Annotated in this window: 19 protein-coding genes; 7 read left to right on the forward strand and 12 right to left on the reverse strand. The window is 60.1% G+C overall.

Features of this window, described 5'->3' with window-relative positions:
• Positions 1–196: 196 nt before the first annotated feature.
• The 3 genes from SOR61_RS04630 (at position 197) to SOR61_RS04640 (ending at position 3,029) form a co-directional block, all read left to right on the forward strand.
• Positions 197–616, forward strand: coding sequence for a flavodoxin (locus SOR61_RS04630; RefSeq protein WP_320611508.1), 420 nt, complete (start codon positions 197–199; stop codon positions 614–616).
• Positions 617–1,060: 444 nt separating this feature from the next.
• Positions 1,061–2,440 carry a magnesium transporter gene (gene mgtE / locus SOR61_RS04635; protein ID WP_320611509.1) on the forward strand — a complete coding sequence of 460 codons (1,380 nt, stop codon included), beginning with the start codon at positions 1,061–1,063 and terminating at the stop codon, positions 2,438–2,440.
• 118 nt (positions 2,441–2,558) lie between these two features.
• Positions 2,559–3,029 carry a pyridoxamine 5'-phosphate oxidase family protein gene (locus SOR61_RS04640; protein ID WP_320611510.1) on the forward strand — a complete coding sequence of 157 codons (471 nt, stop codon included), beginning with the start codon at positions 2,559–2,561 and terminating at the stop codon, positions 3,027–3,029.
• A 59-nt stretch (positions 3,030–3,088) separates the two neighbouring features.
• Here the strand turns inward: SOR61_RS04640 and SOR61_RS04645 are convergent, their stop codons facing one another.
• From SOR61_RS04645 to SOR61_RS04680, 8 genes are all read right to left on the reverse strand, one after another.
• Entirely contained in the window at positions 3,089–3,451 is a 363-nt protein-coding gene (locus SOR61_RS04645; protein ID WP_320611511.1) for a VOC family protein, read from the reverse strand.
• Positions 3,452–3,522: 71 nt separating this feature from the next.
• Complete coding sequence (spoIIR, locus tag SOR61_RS04650) at positions 3,523–4,155, reverse strand: stage II sporulation protein R (protein WP_320611512.1); 633 nt, start codon at positions 4,153–4,155, stop codon at positions 3,523–3,525.
• Positions 4,156–4,211: 56 nt separating this feature from the next.
• A complete protein-coding gene (ispE, locus tag SOR61_RS04655) occupies positions 4,212–5,072 on the reverse strand; it encodes a 4-(cytidine 5'-diphospho)-2-C-methyl-D-erythritol kinase (protein WP_320611513.1) in 861 nt (286 codons plus the stop codon).
• On the reverse strand, positions 5,069–6,343 hold the full coding sequence (locus SOR61_RS04660) for a DUF1015 domain-containing protein (RefSeq protein WP_320611514.1): 1,275 nt from the start codon (positions 6,341–6,343) through the stop codon (positions 5,069–5,071). Before SOR61_RS04660 ends, ispE begins: the two co-directional genes overlap by 4 nt.
• Positions 6,344–6,379: 36 nt before the next feature.
• On the reverse strand, positions 6,380–7,618 hold the full coding sequence (gene apgM, locus SOR61_RS04665) for a 2,3-bisphosphoglycerate-independent phosphoglycerate mutase (protein ID WP_320611515.1): 1,239 nt from the start codon (positions 7,616–7,618) through the stop codon (positions 6,380–6,382).
• A gap of 49 nt (positions 7,619–7,667) precedes the next feature.
• Positions 7,668–8,873: a radical SAM family heme chaperone HemW gene (hemW, locus tag SOR61_RS04670; RefSeq protein WP_320611516.1), complete on the reverse strand. Its 1,206-nt coding sequence runs from the start codon at positions 8,871–8,873 to the stop codon at positions 7,668–7,670.
• A gap of 155 nt (positions 8,874–9,028) precedes the next feature.
• Positions 9,029–9,559 (reverse strand): flavodoxin domain-containing protein, encoded by a 531-nt coding sequence (locus tag SOR61_RS04675; RefSeq protein WP_320611517.1) that lies wholly within the window; start codon positions 9,557–9,559, stop codon positions 9,029–9,031.
• Entirely contained in the window at positions 9,556–10,701 is a 1,146-nt protein-coding gene (locus SOR61_RS04680) for a hypothetical protein (protein WP_320611518.1), read from the reverse strand. The genes SOR61_RS04675 and SOR61_RS04680 overlap by 4 nt, the downstream gene beginning before the upstream one ends.
• A gap of 84 nt (positions 10,702–10,785) precedes the next feature.
• On the opposite strand from SOR61_RS04680, the gene SOR61_RS04685 reads away from it, so the two are divergent.
• The 4 genes from SOR61_RS04685 to SOR61_RS04700 all read left to right on the forward strand — a co-directional run bounded on the left by SOR61_RS04685 (position 10,786) and on the right by SOR61_RS04700 (position 14,477).
• A complete protein-coding gene (locus SOR61_RS04685; RefSeq protein ID WP_320611519.1) occupies positions 10,786–11,697 on the forward strand; it encodes an RluA family pseudouridine synthase in 912 nt (303 codons plus the stop codon).
• Positions 11,694–12,734, forward strand: coding sequence for an A/G-specific adenine glycosylase (gene mutY / locus SOR61_RS04690; protein WP_320611520.1), 1,041 nt, complete (start codon positions 11,694–11,696; stop codon positions 12,732–12,734). Before SOR61_RS04685 ends, mutY begins: the two co-directional genes overlap by 4 nt.
• The gene (locus tag SOR61_RS04695; protein ID WP_320611521.1) at positions 12,731–13,624 is read left to right on the forward strand and encodes a 4Fe-4S cluster-binding domain-containing protein; all 894 of its coding nucleotides are present in this window, start codon (positions 12,731–12,733) and stop codon (positions 13,622–13,624) included. The genes mutY and SOR61_RS04695 overlap by 4 nt, the downstream gene beginning before the upstream one ends.
• A 106-nt stretch (positions 13,625–13,730) precedes the next feature.
• Positions 13,731–14,477, forward strand: a complete 747-nt coding sequence (locus tag SOR61_RS04700; RefSeq protein WP_320611522.1) for a peptidoglycan DD-metalloendopeptidase family protein — start codon at positions 13,731–13,733, stop codon at positions 14,475–14,477.
• Positions 14,478–14,532: 55 nt separating this feature from the next.
• On the opposite strand, the gene SOR61_RS04705 is transcribed toward SOR61_RS04700, so the two are convergent.
• From SOR61_RS04705 to infC, 4 genes are all read right to left on the reverse strand, one after another.
• Complete coding sequence (locus SOR61_RS04705) at positions 14,533–14,940, reverse strand: hypothetical protein (protein WP_320611523.1); 408 nt, start codon at positions 14,938–14,940, stop codon at positions 14,533–14,535.
• A gap of 120 nt (positions 14,941–15,060) precedes the next feature.
• On the reverse strand, positions 15,061–15,417 hold the full coding sequence (gene rplT, locus SOR61_RS04710; RefSeq protein WP_320611524.1) for a 50S ribosomal protein L20: 357 nt from the start codon (positions 15,415–15,417) through the stop codon (positions 15,061–15,063).
• Positions 15,418–15,447: 30 nt separating this feature from the next.
• Positions 15,448–15,645: a 50S ribosomal protein L35 gene (gene rpmI, locus SOR61_RS04715; protein WP_320611525.1), complete on the reverse strand. Its 198-nt coding sequence runs from the start codon at positions 15,643–15,645 to the stop codon at positions 15,448–15,450.
• 24 nt (positions 15,646–15,669) lie between these two features.
• Positions 15,670–16,266: a translation initiation factor IF-3 gene (gene infC / locus SOR61_RS04720; RefSeq protein ID WP_407066506.1), complete on the reverse strand. Its 597-nt coding sequence runs from the start codon at positions 16,264–16,266 to the stop codon at positions 15,670–15,672.
• Between the last annotated feature and the right edge of the window lie 19 nt (positions 16,267–16,285).

Consider the following 16,285-nt stretch of genomic DNA (forward strand, 5'->3'; position numbering starts at 1 on the left):
TTGCCCCCGGCGATTCTTTTTGCTGCGGGGACTTGACAAGGCGGGAAAGGTCTGGTATACTCCTCCCTGTGGTTAGCTAAAGCTAACTAATGAACAGATGCGGGGCGTGTGCCCCTTCTTTTCTCCCGACTGGTTAGCTAAAGCTAACCTTTGAAGGGAGTATGCGTACATCGGAACGATAAGGAGGAACCGAACAATGGAAACCATGGCTGTTATTTTTTGGTCTGGTACTGGCAACACAGCCGCAATGGCTGCGGCGGTCGTAGAAGGCACCGGCAAACAGGCCAAGCTGATGAACGTGACCGACACCAACGCAGAGGAAGCTGCGCAGTATGAAAAGCTGGCCCTGGGCTGCCCCTCTATGGGCGACGAGGTGCTGGAAGAGGATGAGTTTGAGCCCTTCTTCACGGCGCTGGAAGGCAAGCTCAGCGGCAAAAAGGTTGTGCTGTTTGGCTCCTATGACTGGGGCGACGGACAGTGGATGCGGGACTGGGCCCAGCGGACCAAGGACGCAGGCGCGATTCTTTGCGCGGAGCCTCTCATTGTAAACCTGACGCCGGACGCCAGCGGGCTCAAGCAGTGCCGGGCTTTGGGCGAGGCTTTGGCCAATGGCTGAGGGCGTTTGACCAATCAGCGGAACGACTTCTTTTTTGATGACACGGGAACCCCACAGAGGAGCTCTGCGGCGGTTCCCGTGTCATTTTTGTCTTTAAAATGGAAGAAACATGCGGGGAAGGGAAAAGATGGAAGGCCAAAGGGAAAAGAGGGCGGGAAAGGGTGGGCTTTCCGGTTGACAAAGTTTTTTGGGGCACATATAATGAAAAATAATGCCCCTTAGGAGGCAAAACCAAAAGATAAGTGAGGTGGAACAGGATGGACGCAGGCGGTAGTAACGGCACTTTGGGGGGCCGATGTTTTCAGTTGACGGACGAACCGCCGGAATGGGCGTCCGTTTTCCTCCTTTAATTGTATAATCGGCCGACCGGGTGTCTTACTTCCTGCTAAGAAACTGGGCGCAGACCTGCGCCTTGAAACGAAAAAAGCCGGGAGGAGATGCCACATGGCAGAGCGAGCAATTGTTACGCTGGAAGAGACCCTCACCGCTTTGGTAGAGGGGAAAAAATATACGACCCTTCGGGATATTCTTGTGACCATGAATGCGTCGGACATTGCGGCGCTGTTTGAGGAGATGCCCGAGGCAAAGCTGCCCCTTCTGTTTCGGCTGCTGCCGAAAGAGCTGGCGGCGGAGACCTTTGTTGAGATGGAGCCGGAGGCCCAGGAACTGCTGATCCAGGGTTTTTCCGACAACGAACTGAAAGACGTCGTCGACGAGCTGTACGTGGACGACGCGGTGGACATCGTGGAAGAGATGCCCGCCAATGTGGTCAAGCGCATTTTGAAGCAGGCCGACCCGGAAATGCGCAAGATGATCAACGAGATCTTGAAGTACCCGGATGACAGCGCCGGGAGCATTATGACCACGGAGTACGTCAGTCGCCGGCCGGTGATGACGGCGGAAGAGGCCATCAAGCGGATTCGCCGCACGGGTGTGGATAAGGAGACCATCTATACCTGTTACGTGACCGACAACAACCGAAAGCTTATCGGCATGATCTCCATTCGCACCCTGCTGCTCAGCGAGGACGACGACGTGCTGGAAGAGATCATGGAAAGTAACGTGATCTCGGTTAACACCCTGGAAGACCAGGAGAGCGTGGCCCAGATGTTTGCCAAGTACAACTTTGTGGCCCTGCCGGTGGTGGACCAGGAAAACCGCCTGGTGGGTATCGTCACCGTTGACGACGCCATCGACGTTATGCAGGAAGAGGCCACGGAGGACTTTGAAAAGCTGGCCGGTATGACCCCCAGCGATAAGCCCTACCTGCGCACAGGAGTGCTGGAGACCTGGAAGTCCAGAATCCCCTGGCTGCTGGTGCTCATGCTTTCTGCCACCCTGACCAGTATGGTCATCACGGGGTTTGAGACCTCTCTGGCAGCCTATTCCGCGCTCATCGCCTTTATCCCCATGCTGACTGGTACCGGCGGCAACAGCGGTACCCAGGCTTCGGTGGCGGTGATCCGTGGTCTGTCCCTGGGCGAGGTGGAGTTTACTGACACGGTGCAGGTCATCTGGAAGGAGATCCGGGTGGCGGTGATGTGCGGCGTGACCCTGGCCGCCTGCAACTTCGTAAAGCTCATCCTGGTGGACCGGATGCTGTTCCACAACCAGGCAGTGACCATTCCCGTGGCGGCGGTCATCTGCCTGACCATGGTGTGCACTGTCATCTGCGCCAAGGTGGCGGGCTGCGTGCTGCCCCTGCTGGCTGAGCGGATCCATCTGGACCCGGCGGTGATGGCCAGCCCCTTCATCTCCACGGTGGTGGACGTGATGACCCTGGTGATCTATTTCCAGGTGGCGCGTGTGATCCTGCATATTTGACCCCCTGACGTTGGGAGCAAGTCCGCTCTCCGTAGCGCGGGAACGGAGCCTTCCGGCTTCGGGCCCGCCCTATGGAGAGCGGTTTTGATTGCCACAAGGAATGAACGGAGGAATCGATATGAGAAGAAAAGACCTTGCAGTAACCGAACCGGAAGCGGTGGATGAGATCATTCACGGGTGCGACTGTGTCCGGCTGGCCTTTGCCGACGGGAACAAGCCCTACCTGGTGCCTGTGAGCTTTGGGTACACCCGGGAGGAGGGCGTGGGGAAGCTCTACTTCCACAGCGCAGACGCCGGGAAAAAGGTGGAGCTCTGCCGGCGGCTGGGCTACGCAGCCTTTGAGATGGACACCAAGCGGACGGTGAAGGCCAGCGACCAGGCCTGCAACTTCTCCATGGCCTACCAGAGCGTCGTGGGGGAGGGGAGCGTGAAGGAGCTCACCACCCGGGAGGAGAAGGCAGCAGGACTTCAGGTGATCATGCAGCAGTATTCCGGCCGGGCCGACTGGGACTTTCCGGCGGCGGCGCTGGACAAGACCTGTGTCTTCTGCCTGACAGTGGAAGAGATCAGCGGAAGAGAACATCATTAACGTACGAAACGGAACAAGGCCGTGAAAGCAGCGCTTTCACGGCCTTGTTGCAGAGAGGCTTATACCAGTTCTTCCACCAGCTGGATGGTGTACCCATCGGGGTCGGGGAGGAAGTAGAAACGGAGAGAGGGATTGGGAGAGGCAGGGGGCGGAAGGGGGATGTCGTGGGCCTCCAGCGTGCGCAGGAGGGCGTCCATGTTGTCGGGGGCGAATCCCATGGAGATCCCCAACCCGACGGGATGGGGCAGGGGAGCGCCGGTGCACAGCAGCTCCAGTTTGGTGCCGTCCGGGGTGCCCAGCATGGCGATCTCGCCGCTCTTGGCGGGGAAACGGGAGTGGATGGGCAGGCCCAGCAGATCGTGATAGAAAGCCAGGCTCTTGTCCAGGTTGCTGACCTGCAAGGTAGTCCAGGTAAATTTCATCGCAGGTACTCCTTTCCGGGAACGGTGGTCCCAGTGTCAGAGTACCACAACCGGGACCGGGAGACAAGGGGTCAGGGACGGGAAGAGAGGGCGTGTTTCAGGTTCTCCCACCACTCCACCGCCTTGAAGCGGATGACATAGGGCTGGGATTCCTCTGTGAGCAGGGCGCTGTCTTTCCGGGAGAGCCCGGCGGTTTCCAGGGAGCCTTCCGTGACCGAGGGCATACAGAGGGAGGGAAAGACCACGCACCACCAGTTCTTCCCCTGCCCTTCCCCGATGATGACCCGCAGGGCCTCATAGGTCCCGGCGGGAAGGGAGAAGCCGTCGTACTGCCGGGTGGGGAACCAGGTGTCCTCCAGGGTTACGGTAACGGGGTAGGTGTAACCAGCAGACTCGATCGCCCGGGCGGCGGTCTCCTGTAAGGCGGGGAGCTCTGCCCGCAGCAGGGCTTCCGCCTGCTCTGCCGACAGGTCCCCTTCCAGCAGATGGTTGGCCTGGGCCAGCACCTTGTCCCGGACCTGGAGTTTCAGGGCCTGGTCCTCCGGGGTGTCGGAGTTGGCCAGCACATGGAAGCGAATGACCTGATCGGCCAGATGGTTTTGCTGGACCTCCGCCCAGAGGGCGGTGCAGACCAGAAAGGCGACGAAGAGGGCGCCCATCTGCCGCCAGGGGAGGGAAATGATTCGCGTATGTAAGCTGTTCATAAAACAACACCGTCCTGTTTCGTAGTTGACGAAAGTATGGACGGTGTTGTTTGTGTTTATACCGGTTCGGTCAAAAAAACCTCTGGCTGCTGGGTGCGCAGAAGGTCTGCTGCCTTCTTGGCCAGGGCTTTCTGTTGGAAGAGGCCTACCACTGTGGGACCGCTGCCGCTCATGGCTGCGCCCAGGGCGCCCTCCGAGAGAAGGGCGTTCTTGATGGCGTCGATCTCCCTGCGCTGGTGGAGGGAAAGCACGTCCTCAAAGACGTTGAACATCCGCCGGGCCACCCCGGTGAGGTCGCCGGTGCGGAGAGCTTCCAACATCCCCTTGGTGTCGGGACGGAGCCGCCGCTTCTTTTTGTCCCACTCCCGGAAGAGAGCGGGGGTGGAGATGGAAAACCGGGGCTTGCAAAGCACCAGATAGCAGGGAGGCAGGGTAGTCAGGGGCGTGAGTTTTTCTCCGCGGCCCTGGGCCAGGGCAGTGCCTCCCATGACGCAGTAAGGAACGTCCGATCCCACTTCTTCGCCCACTTTTGCCAGCTGGGGCAGGGTGAGAGGGGAGCCGGTGAGCTGGTTCAGTCCCCGGAGAACGGCAGCAGCGTCGCTGCTGCCCCCGGCAGTTCCGGCGCAGACGGGAATGTGCTTTTCGATGGAGATGAGCAGGTCGTTCCAGGTCTGACCGGTGGCTTTGCGGAAGGCCAGGGCGGCGGCCACGGCCAGATTCCCCTTGTCGTTGGGGAGAAAGCGCAGGCCGGACTCTGCCCGCACGCCGCCAGGGAAGCCCATGTTCAGGCGGATGGTGTCGCACAGAGAGACCGACTGCATGACCATTTCCATCTCGTGGTACCCGTCAGGACGGGCCCCCAGAATGTCCAGGGTGAGATTGACCTTGGCGGGGGCCTGGAGGGTGAGGATGCTCACTTGATCTTCCGGGCTTCCAGGTAGAACCGCTTGTCGTGGGCCTCGCCCATGGAGAAGGTCTTGCGGGGGAGAGCACCGTCAAAGATGACGGTGGGGAAGAGCTGGTCCTTACCCATGGAGGGCAGCAGGAAGCCGATGCTGTTGGGCTGGGCGGTGAGCTGGTCTACCACGTCCTCGCCGTGGATGTAGTCGATCTTTCCGCCGTTTTCTTCCAGGTAGCGGTCCAGGAAGGACTGGAGGGTACCCACGGCCAGCTGGGCAGTGGGGTTGGGGACGGTGACAACGCCCTTTTCCCCGTTGTGCACGTAGGTGATAACGTGGCCTTCCCCTTCGCCGTAGTGGGCGCCGGGGTAAGCGGCCAGGAAGTCGTCCAGGAGCTTCTGGGGGTCTACGTCGAAGAGGACCCGGTGAATGGCCTCAAACTCCAGGGAGTCGTCGTGGAGGTTCACCAGTTCCACCAGAGCGTAGCGGGCGGGATGGGTCTCCCGCTCAGCTTCGGGGAGGGTGGCTTTCAGCTCTTCCCAGCAGGCCTTGGCAGTGGCCAGGGAGTGGTTGCCGTCGCCCATGGCGAAGGTGAGCACGGGCTTTCCTTCTGCGTGGTAGAACTGGGCAAACCGCTGGGGATCGGCCAGCTTGGTGAGCTTGTCCATGACCTCGTCGTTCTGCTTCTGGTCCAGACGGTAACCGGACACCCGGCCGCCCTGCTCCATGAGGGTGGCGCTGTAGAGCATCTGCATCTTCTTGCGGTTTTCCTTGCTCTGGAGGGGTTCGATGATCTGCTTGTCCGGGTCGTCGATGAGCACCATGATGTGAGGTAGCTCAATGGGGGCGTTCTTACGGACCTTCATCCGGGGCGGGATGCGGGAGAGGACGGTGCCCTCGGTGGCGCGAATGGGGGTGCCGGAGCCCTTCTCGTAGCTGTACTGTTCCAGATCCAGCTTGCCCACCAGACCCAGACGGGTCTTGCCGTTGTGGAGCTTCCGCTCCAGGAAGATAAAGGAGTTTTCAATGGGGCGCAGGCGTTCCTCTTCCAGGTACTGCTCCATGGTCTCGTTGATCTTTTTGATCTCTTCCTCTACGTTGTCGCTCTCCAGCTTGCTCTCGGGGAGGATGAGACGGAGGGTAGAGGGGGCGTCGCCCACGAACTGATCCACTCGCTCCCAGTATTCGGGCTGGGAGGTGTACTGGTCGCAGGCCACCACGGCCCACTTGGTGAGGCCGCAGTCAAAGGGGAGCAGAATATCTGCAGGGGAAAAGGCAATCTTGCTCATGGTGATTCCTCCGTTGATGTTGAGATTTTGGGGTGATTACAGTTGCTCGAAGAGCAGGGGCATGAGGACCGCTGCGCCGGCCTGATAGAAGGGGCCTTTCAGACCGGATTCCTCACAGTAGGGCAGACCCAGACCGGTGTCTTTCCGGCTGTCATACAGCAGGTAAGGGACAGGATCGCCGTCGTGACCCCGGGTGGAAGTGAGGGTCTTGTGGTCGGAGAGGATGAGCAGACGGTAGTCGGTGCCCTCTTCCTCCAGGGCCTTGGTCAGGGGGCCCACCACCCGGCTGTCCAGCCACTGGATGCCCTGGAGCTTTCCGGGCAGGTCGCCGTTGTGGGTGCATTCGTCGGGGGCTTCCACGTGGACGGCCACAAAGTCCTTGCCGCTGCGGAGCTCGTCCAGGGCGGCAGCCACCTTGCCCTCGTAGTTGGTTTCCAGTTCGCCGGTGGCGCCCTCTACCTCCCGGATGTCCAGGCCGGACAGACGGGCGATGCCGAAGCACAGGGGAACGGCGGAGATGACGGTGCCGGTCTTGTGGTACTTATCCCAGAAGGAGTCCAGGGCCACGGCGCTGCCCTCAGCCCAGAACCACACGCCGTTGGCGGGGAGCTTACCTTCCTTGCGGCGCTGCTGGTTGATGGGGTGCTGATCCAGCACCTGGTGGGCCAGCTTCATAAGCTCCTTCAGCACGGCGGCGTTGTCGCAGCCGGAGGGGAGCAGGGGACCGATGACCTCACCCAGATGATCGTGGGGAGGAATGAGGGAGATGCCAGTGATGTTGGCCCCGGACTGCACGGCAATGTGACGGAAGGATGCGGCGGGGTAGACCTTCATCCCGGCCTTTTGGGCGGCCGCCTGGAAGGTGGGGTCCTGGAAGAGGTCGGTGACCAGCTGGATGGACTGTTCCCCTTCAATGGAGCCGCCGGAGTGGGAGAGGATCTTCTTTTCCTCGAAGGGCAGGTCGCTGTCCTCGTAGGCCACCATGTTGCAGCGGTAGGAGACGTCGCCGGTGGCCAGCTGGATGCCGGTGGCAGCAGCTTCCAGAGGGGAGCGGCCGGTGTAGCAGAGGTTGGGGTCTGCGCCGAAAATGGAGAGGATGGCGGTGTCGCTGCCTGCGGGCAGACCGGCGGGGCAGTTCACAACGCTGCCCACTTCACCCTTGGCGGCCAGGGCATCCATCACGGGGATGCTGGCGGTCTGCAGGGGGGTCTTGTTTTCCAGGCTGGGGACGGGGTTGTCGGCCATGCCGTCTCCGATGATGAGGACATATTTCATGGTGGGGGGAAGCTCCTTTCGGGGTGGAATTGGAAAAAGAACGTAGGAATTACGTTGGGTCAAAGGGGGTGGGGCGGATGAAGTCGTGCCAGGTGGTCCGCTCGTGGAAGGTCCCGTCCTGCACGTCCAGCAGCTCCAGAATGAGGGTGTTGGAGAGCAGGAAGCCTTCTGGGGTCAGATGCCAGCGGTGGCCGGACTGCTCTGCCCAGCGGTGCCGCTCAAAGAACTCCAGCCGTCGGCTGATGGGCTCAAAGTTCAGGCCGAACTTTCTCCGGTACTCCCATTCTTCGATGCCTCTCTGGGTGCGCAGGCGCAGGAGGAGATACTCTCTGGCCTGTTCCGTTCGGCTGATGGGCTGGGACTCGTCAATGGGAGGAGAGCCCGTCTCCACGCCGGCGATGTAGGCCAGAAGGTCCCGCTGGTAGGAGTAGCGGCAGCCGTCGAAGTAGGAGTGGGCGCCGGGGCCGAAGCCTATGTATTCCCGCCCCATCCAGTATTTCAGGTTGTGGCGGGATTCCATGCCCGTTTTGGCGAAGTTGGAGATTTCGTACTGCCGGTACCCGGCCCGCTGGAGAAGCTCCACGGCTTTCAGGTAGAGATCTGCCTGGCAGTCGCTGTCCGGAAGAGCCAGACCGTGGTCTACTTTGTAGGCCAGGGGGGTGTTGGCCTCTACCTTGAGACCGTAGCAGGACAGATGCTCCGGTTCCAGGGCGATGGCAGCTTTCAGGGTGTCGATCCAGGACTCCATGGTCTGGTCGGGCAGACCGTAGATGAGATCCAGGCTCAGGTTCTGGATATGCGCTTTGCGGACGTCTGCCACCGCCTGTTCTACCTGCCGGGGGGTGTGGATGCGGTGGATGCACCGCAGCTGTCCGGGGTCTGCTGACTGCATCCCCAGGGAGATACGGTTGACACCGGCCCGGCGGAGGCGGGCCATGGAGCGCCAGTCCACGCTGTCGGGGTTGCACTCCACGGTGATCTCGGCCTGACGGCTCACAGAGAGCTTTTGCTGCAGCAGGGCCAGAATCTCCCGCAGCCGTTTCTGTCCGTAGTAGGAAGGGGTTCCGCCGCCAAAATAGATGGTGTCCACCGCCCGGCCTTTCAGCAGGGGTGCGAAGGCCTTCATGTGGGTGAGCAGCGCTTTCTGGTAGCGGTTCATCAGTTCTTCCTGCCCGGCCAGGGAGTAGAAGTCGCAGTAGTCGCACTTGCTTTTGCAGAACGGAATATGGATATAGATTCCAAGAACACCAGACATAAAGAATCCCTCCAATTCTGCTAAGAATACAATGTATCTTCCTATTATACGATTCTTTCCCCCGAATGGCAAGATAGTATCGGTTCCGTGGGGGATTTGGGGGAAGGATGGTTGTCACCGGTGCTCTGGGGATGGTATACTGTGGGACAGTTGTGTCAGGTGAGCTGGGCAATGAGAGGAGCCAGAGATTCCAGGTCCACAAAGTCCACGGCCCCGCCGTAGGTGTCCACCATGGTTCGGGTGTCCGGGTCCATGGTTTCACGGGGCTTCTTTTTCAGGAAGCGAATGAACATGGCCATCATGAGTTTGTGCTTGGGACGAAGGACCTTGTAGTCGATCCCGCCCCGCAGATGAAAATAGACGGCGCTTTTTTGCAGGGCTTCGGGGACCTGCTTGGCCAGCGAGGCTCGGATGGTCTGAACGGTTTCTTCCCGGGCAGGGTCTCCCAGCCCCACAGTGGCCAGGAGGAACCGGGGGTGTTTCTCCTTGGGGAGCTTCCCCAGGGTTTGTTTCAGTCCCATTACGGTCCCGGCGTACAGGCCCCCGATGTAGACCAGGGTGTCCACCCCGTCCAGGGAACCCACCTGGCGGAAGGGCCGAGCGGGAATCCCGGTTTTCTGGGAGAGAGCCTGGGCATAGCGCTGGGAGGTTCCGTAGCAGCTGCCGTAGACGATCAGTGCATTCATACAAGGGTGTCCTTTCTTTTTTCGTCGGCGAAAGCCATGAGCTCTTCTTCGCTGGTGATCTCTCCGGGGTAGGGATAGGACCGGGCGGTTTTCTGGAAGCGCTGCCGGATGGCAGCGGCGGCCTCTTCGTCCTTCTCTGCCAGCAGGGCACAGAAGTACTGGGTCCGCAAAACGGAGGGATAGGCTTTCATGGATTTCATAAAGGAGCGCTGCTGCTGCTCGTCCAGTTGTGCGGCGGGGTTGGGATGGCTGCCCAGCAGGAGCTGGCAGCACACCAGGTCGCACCGGAGCAGACAGCGGTAGAGTCCAGGGAGCGGTTGTCCAGATGTCAGCAGCGCAGAGATTGCCTCTTCTGCCTGGGAAAAGGCGTGGGCATCCACCAGACGGTTACAGGCAAAGACCTGGATGGCAGCGGTCAGACCGTTGCCGGGCCCTTCCTGGGTGGGCAAACGGAACCAGTCCTCTGGCATGTCTTTGAGACGGACCCCCTGGGCGGTCTGCCCGGCGATCTCCAGTTGGATCAGAAGAGCCCTCCGGGAGACCGGGTCATTTCTTAAAGAGAGGGCGTTGCGTCCGTCGTTGTCGATCATCCCCAGACGGAGGGGGATGCCGTTGGTCAGGGCCAGGAACAGGCCAATAAGGGCGGACAGCAGGAGAAGGTCCGAGACCGCCGGATGGGAAACCACCCGGGAGAGAAGAAAGCACACCAGAGCGGTGATGGCGTTCATGAGAGAGCCGCCCAGATGATAGAGCAGCTGGGGGGTAGTGTCGTCCCAGTGCTCCGGGGGCAGCATGAGGCACTGGCCGGCGGTGCCCGCCAGGGACAGCCGTTTTAGGCGGATACCCTGAGGCGTTTTGATCCAGACAAAGCTGGCGATTCGGAAGGAAGAAAACCGGTAGCCGGTGAGCAGACCAAAGACCAGGTGCCCTGCTTCGTGGAGAATGATCTGTACGTAGAAGACGGCCAGAAGGATCAGGAGCAGCCCTGCCAGGTACAGGATCAGAGGGCTGCCTGGAGGACGAAGTGCATCGCCGGCTCGGGCCAAGAGATGGCCGAAGATACCGCCCATACCCATGGCGAGAAGAAACACGATCACCTGGGATGGTTTGAGACGGCGGAAGGGATTGCGGGGACGTTTCATGGTTTGAACTCCTTGCGAAAGAAAAAGATAGACAGATTTTACCATAGACCATCTGGTTTGACCAGAGGAAAGGAGGGTGCAGCGTTGCGAAGGCTGACCATGACCATTTTACCGGCCCAGGAGGGGAAGGATGTGAACACCCTCCTGCGGAAGGAGTTGGCCCTGTCCGGGGCCAGTGTCCGCCGGGCCAAGCAGCGCCCGGAGGGGATCTTGTTGGACGGACAGCCGGTGTTTACCACCGCCCGGGTACAGGCGGGGCAGGTGCTGTCTGTGGAAGTGGGAGACTTAGCCTGCAATGAGGATATCCCTCCGGTGGACGGCCCTCTGGACATCTGCTATGAGGACGAAGACGTGGTGGTGGTGAACAAGGCGGGCGGGGTGCCGGTACATCCCAGCCAGGGCCACCACGGGGATACCCTGGCAAATGTTCTCATGGCCCACTATGCCCGGATCGGGCTGACAGCAGCCTTCCACCCGGTGAACCGCCTGGACCGAGGGACCTCCGGCCTTATGGCGGTGGCCAAGCACGCCCACGCCCATGAGCTGCTGCAGCGTCAGCTCCAGCGGGGCGACTTGCGGCGGCGCTATGTGGCGGTGTGCGAAGGGATCGTCACCCCCGAGACCGGGGTGGTGGAGCAGCCCATCTGCCGGGAACCGGGCTCGGTGCTCCGGCGGCAGGTTTCCCCGGAGGGGGCCTTTGCCCGGACCCATTATGAGGTTTTGCAGACCGGTGGGGGACGCAGCCTGGTGTCCCTTACCTTGGATACCGGCCGGACCCATCAGATTCGGGTCCATATGGCCTATCTGGGGCATCCCCTCACCGGAGACTTTCTCTATGGAAGGGAGCACCCCGACCTGCCGGATCGGTTTGCCCTGCACTCGGCGGAGCTGACCTTTTTCCAGCCCATTACCGGAGAACCGGTAACCCTCCGGGCAGCGGAGCCCCCAGTATTTCATTCCTTATTGAACCAGACAGAAGAGGAGGAAATCCCATGAATCCATTGTCCATGCTGCCCATCCCCCTGCTGCAGTGGTATGGAGAGAATGCCCGGGACCTGCCCTGGCGGAAGGATCCCAGCCCCTATCAGGTGTGGGTATCGGAGATCATGCTGCAGCAGACCCGGGTGGCAGCGGTGTTGGGATATTATACCCGGTTTATGGCGGCCTTTCCTACGGTGGAGGCCTTGGCGGCAGCCCCGGAGGACCAGCTCATGAAGATGTGGCAGGGGCTGGGCTATTACAGCCGGGCCCGCAACCTGCAAAAGGCCGCCCGGCAGATCGTAGAGGACCATGGCGGCGTGTTTCCCTGTACCTACGAGGAACTGCGCACCCTGGCCGGGGTAGGAGAATATACGGCCGGAGCCATTGCGTCCATTGCCTTTGGCCAGCCCACCCCAGCGGTGGACGGGAACCTCCTTCGGGTATCTGCCCGTATCCTGGGGGATGACATAGAGATCACCTCCACCAAGGGAAAGAAGAAGCTGACCCAGGCCCTGCAGGAGATCATCCCCCTGAACTTTCCCGGTCAGTTCAACCAGGCCATGATGGACCTGGGGGCCATGGTGTGTCTGCCCAACGGCGCACCCTTGTGCGACCGGTGCCCAGCGGCGGACTTTTGCGTGGCCCATCAGCAGGGGAGGACGGAGGAGCTGCCGGTGCGAAAAGCCAAGAAACCCCGGCGGGTGGAGGAACGACAGGTCTTTTTCTTCTTTTGGGAGAAGAAGGTGGCCTTGCGCCGCCGCCCGGACAAAGGCCTCCTGGCGGGACTGTGGGAGTACCCCAACCTGCTGGCAGAGGAGGAACTGCCGGAGGAATGGGGAGAGCTGGTTTCCGGCGAGCCGGAGTTTGCCGGGACAGGGATCCACATTTTCACCCATGTGGAGTGGCACATGCGAGGGCAGCTTTATCGAGTGTCCGGCCCGGACCTGCCCGAAGGATGGGTGTGGGCGGACCGGTCTGCCCTTCGGGAGACCTATGCGGTGCCCAGTGCCTTTTCCGCCTTTGAGACCATGGTAGAGGAGGAACTACGATGAGCGAATCTTTTTGGGACCCCACCAGCTGTACCCAGTGTCCCCGGCAGTGCCGGGGAGACCGGACCCAGGGGAAAGGACGATGCCGGATGCCCTGGGAACCCATGCTGGCCCGGGCGGCCCTGCACCACTGGGAGGAGCCGCCCCTCTCCGGAACTCGAGGGACAGGGACGGTGTTTTTCTCTGGTTGTTCCCTGGGATGCCTGTTTTGTCAGAACGACAGCATCAGCCAGAAGGATTTTGGAAAAGTAGTGGACCGAAAAAGGCTGCGGGAGATTTTTGAGGCGCTCATTGCCGCCGGGGCCCATAACATTGACCTGGTCAACCCCACCCACTACGCTCATGTGGTGAAGGACGTGCTGGAGGAGCCTCTCCCGGTTCCCGTGGTGTGGAACAGCGGAGGATACGACCGGGTGGAGACCTTACAGGCGCTGGAAGGAAAGATCGCCATTTATCTCCCGGACTATAAGTACCCGGACGCCCAGGGGGCGGCCCGGTATTCGGGGGCAGAGGACTACCCGGCAGTGGCGCGCGCGGCCATTCAGGAGATGGTGCGGCAGACCGGCCCCTATGTGATCGGGGAGGACGGCATCATGGAGCGAGGGGTCATCATCCGCCATCTGCTGCTGCCCGGACGGCTGGCCCAGGCCAAAGAAGTGATGGACTGGGTGGTGGAGACTTTCCCGCCCCATACGGTGCTCTTTTCCCTGATGAGTCAATACATCCCCTGGGGGCGAGCGGCGGAGGACCCGCAGCTGAGCCGCCGCCTGCGGAAAAGCGAGGTGCGGGCGGCCCAGGCGTACATGGAAAACCTGGGGCTGGACGGGTTCAGCCAGGAGGAGAGCGCGGCGAAAGCGGAGTATATCCCGGATTTTGACTTAACCGGCCTCTGAAAAATGAAAAAGTGTGTATAAGAAGCCTTTGTGCTGTGAAGAATAGGCTGTGAAGACAACCTCCTGCGGGAGGTTCCGAGAATTTGCGCACAGTTGGAGGTTTCTTATGAAACAAAAATCGAACCATCGGAAGCCGGGTGGCTTCCTGGAGGGGAAGGGCTACTACATAGCCCTGTTCCTCTGCGTAGCAGCCATTGGAATTTCGGGCTATTTTCTGTTCAGCGGGCTGGGAGAGCAGCCTGAGGGCTTCGGACCGTCCTCTGCGGTCAGCGGCCAGGCGGAGATGAAGAAGGACGCCAGTGACTCCGCCGGCGGCCAGCCGGAGGACAAGGAAGGCGCGGCAGCCTCCGAGGACGAGAAGAAGGAGGACTCCCAGGAAACCGGCACGGAGACCCAGACGCCGGAGAAGAAGGAGCCCACCAAGCCGGACCCGGAGGCAGCGGCTTCCCTGGCTTATGCCTGGCCGGTAGAGGGAAAAGTGCTGCGGGATTTCAGCCTGGAGGTCTTTGCCTATGACGAGACCATGGGGGACTGGAGAACCCATGAAGGGCTGGATATTGCGGCGGAGGCGGGCGCACCAGTGGCGGCCTGCGCCAAGGGCACCGTCAGCGAGGTCCGGACGGACGAGATGCTGGGGGTCATGGTGGTGGTGGACCACGGCAAGGGCATGGAGAGCCTGTACGCCAACCTGGCGGAAGGGGTCAATGTCCAGGTTGGTACCCCCGTGGAGGCCGGCACGGTGCTGGGCACCGTAGGGAACACGGCCATTTCCGAGAGCGCCGATCCCAGCCACCTGCATTTTGAGCTTATTGAATACGATGTATCCATTGATCCTCTGAACTATCTGCATTAAACAAACCCCCAGCGCTCTCCCAAACAGGGAGGGCGCTGGGGGTTTCTGTTGGTCGTTAGGGCAGAGGAGGTTCGTTCTCAGAGGGCGGTGGGGATGTGTTCCGATGCCTGGCAAGCCCTTCGGCCAAAAGGGCCCGGCCTTTGAGATAGAACAGAAGGCTGGACAGAAGCAGGGCCAGCAAAAACAGCCCGATGGTATTGGGCAGCGCGGCGGATACGTGGGCCAGAGTCAAAAGCCCGTAGGAGAGGGCGCTGGAGAGCAGGGCAGCGGGCAGGTAGAGCAGGCTGGTCACGGTTTGCAAGGTGCGGAAAGGGAGGGACGTAATGTAATCGTCCATAGAGATACCTTTCTGCTTGAGGGTGCGCTTTTTTAAAAGGCCGATCAGCAGGAGAAAGCCCACCAGAAAGAGTTTATCACAAAAAATTTTTAAGCCTGCGGCCAGCAGGATCCATACGATACCCATAGGGAGACCTCCTTTGGGATGGGTGATCCCATGATAAACCCGACAGCAGCGGGAAGGTCAAGGAAAAAGAAACATCCCCCGGTCCGGCAGGGACCAGGGGATGGAAAGGGTGAGAGACAATTAAGCCAGCTTGGACTTGGACAGCTCGGTGAGAGCAGCGAAAGCGGGCTTGTCGTTGACAGCCATCTCAGCCAGCATCTTACGGTTGATCTCCACGCCAGCCAGCTTCAGGCCGTGCATGAAGTTGGAGTAGTTCATGCCGTTGAGCTTGCAAGCGGCGCTGATGCGGGTGATCCACAGCTGACGGAAGTTGCGCTTCTTCTGCTTGCGGCCCACATAAGCGTAGGTCAGGGACTTCATGACCTGTTCGTTGGCCATCTTGAAGTGCTTGGACTTAGCACCCCAGTAGCCCTTGGCCATCTTCAGGATTTTATTTCTTCTTTTGCGCGTCATCATCGCGCCTTTCACTCTTGCCATGGTATGTCAGCCTCCTATCTGTTGTAGTAATTATTTATACAGGATCATGCGCTTGATTGCGGACTCGTTGGTCTTATCCGCATAGGCGCCGGCGCGGAGGCCGCGTTTACGCTTGGTGGTCTTCTTGTTCAGGATATGGCTCTTATTGGCGTGGGCACGCTTGACCTTGCCGGACTTGGTGAGGCTAAAACGTTTTTTAGCGCCGCTGTGAGTTTTAATTTTAGGCATGGCGGAAAACTCCTTTGTAAGATTTTACTTTTTGTTGTCTTTGCTCTGTTTGCAAGACAGGAACATGGTCATGTGACGTCCATCCAGCTTGGGCTCTTTATCCATGGTCGCCACGTCGGCGCAGTCTGCTGCAAACTTTTCCAGCAGGCGCTTGCCGATATCGGTATGAGCCATTTCGCGGCCGCGGAAGCGGACAGCGACCTTGACCCGGTTGCCGTCAGCGAGGAACCGCTGGGCGTTGCGGACCTTGACATTGAAATCATTGACGTCGATTCCCGGGGACATACGCACTTCTTTGACTTCCACGATCCGCTGGTTTTTCTTTGCTTCCTTGTCGCGCTTGGTCTGCTCGAAGCGGTACTTGCCATAGTCCATGAGCTTGCAGACGGGCGGGACAGCATTAGGGGAAATCTTCACCAGGTCCAGGTCAGCCTCGTTGGCCTTGGCCATGGCCTCTGCCAGGGGCATGATACCAAGCTGTTCCCCCTGGGCGGAAATCAGGCGTACTTCCTTGTCGTGAATTTCCTCATTGATCTGATGAGCCGTGTTACTGATAGTGAACGCACCTCCAGTTCTGAAAGATAAGCATAAAAAATGGATACCTGAGAAAGGTATCCGCACATAGGAAAAGCAACATCTG

Origin of the sequence: Evtepia sp. (genome assembly GCF_034090835.1) — a bacterium.
Lineage (GTDB): Bacteria > Bacillota > Clostridia > Oscillospirales > Oscillospiraceae > Evtepia.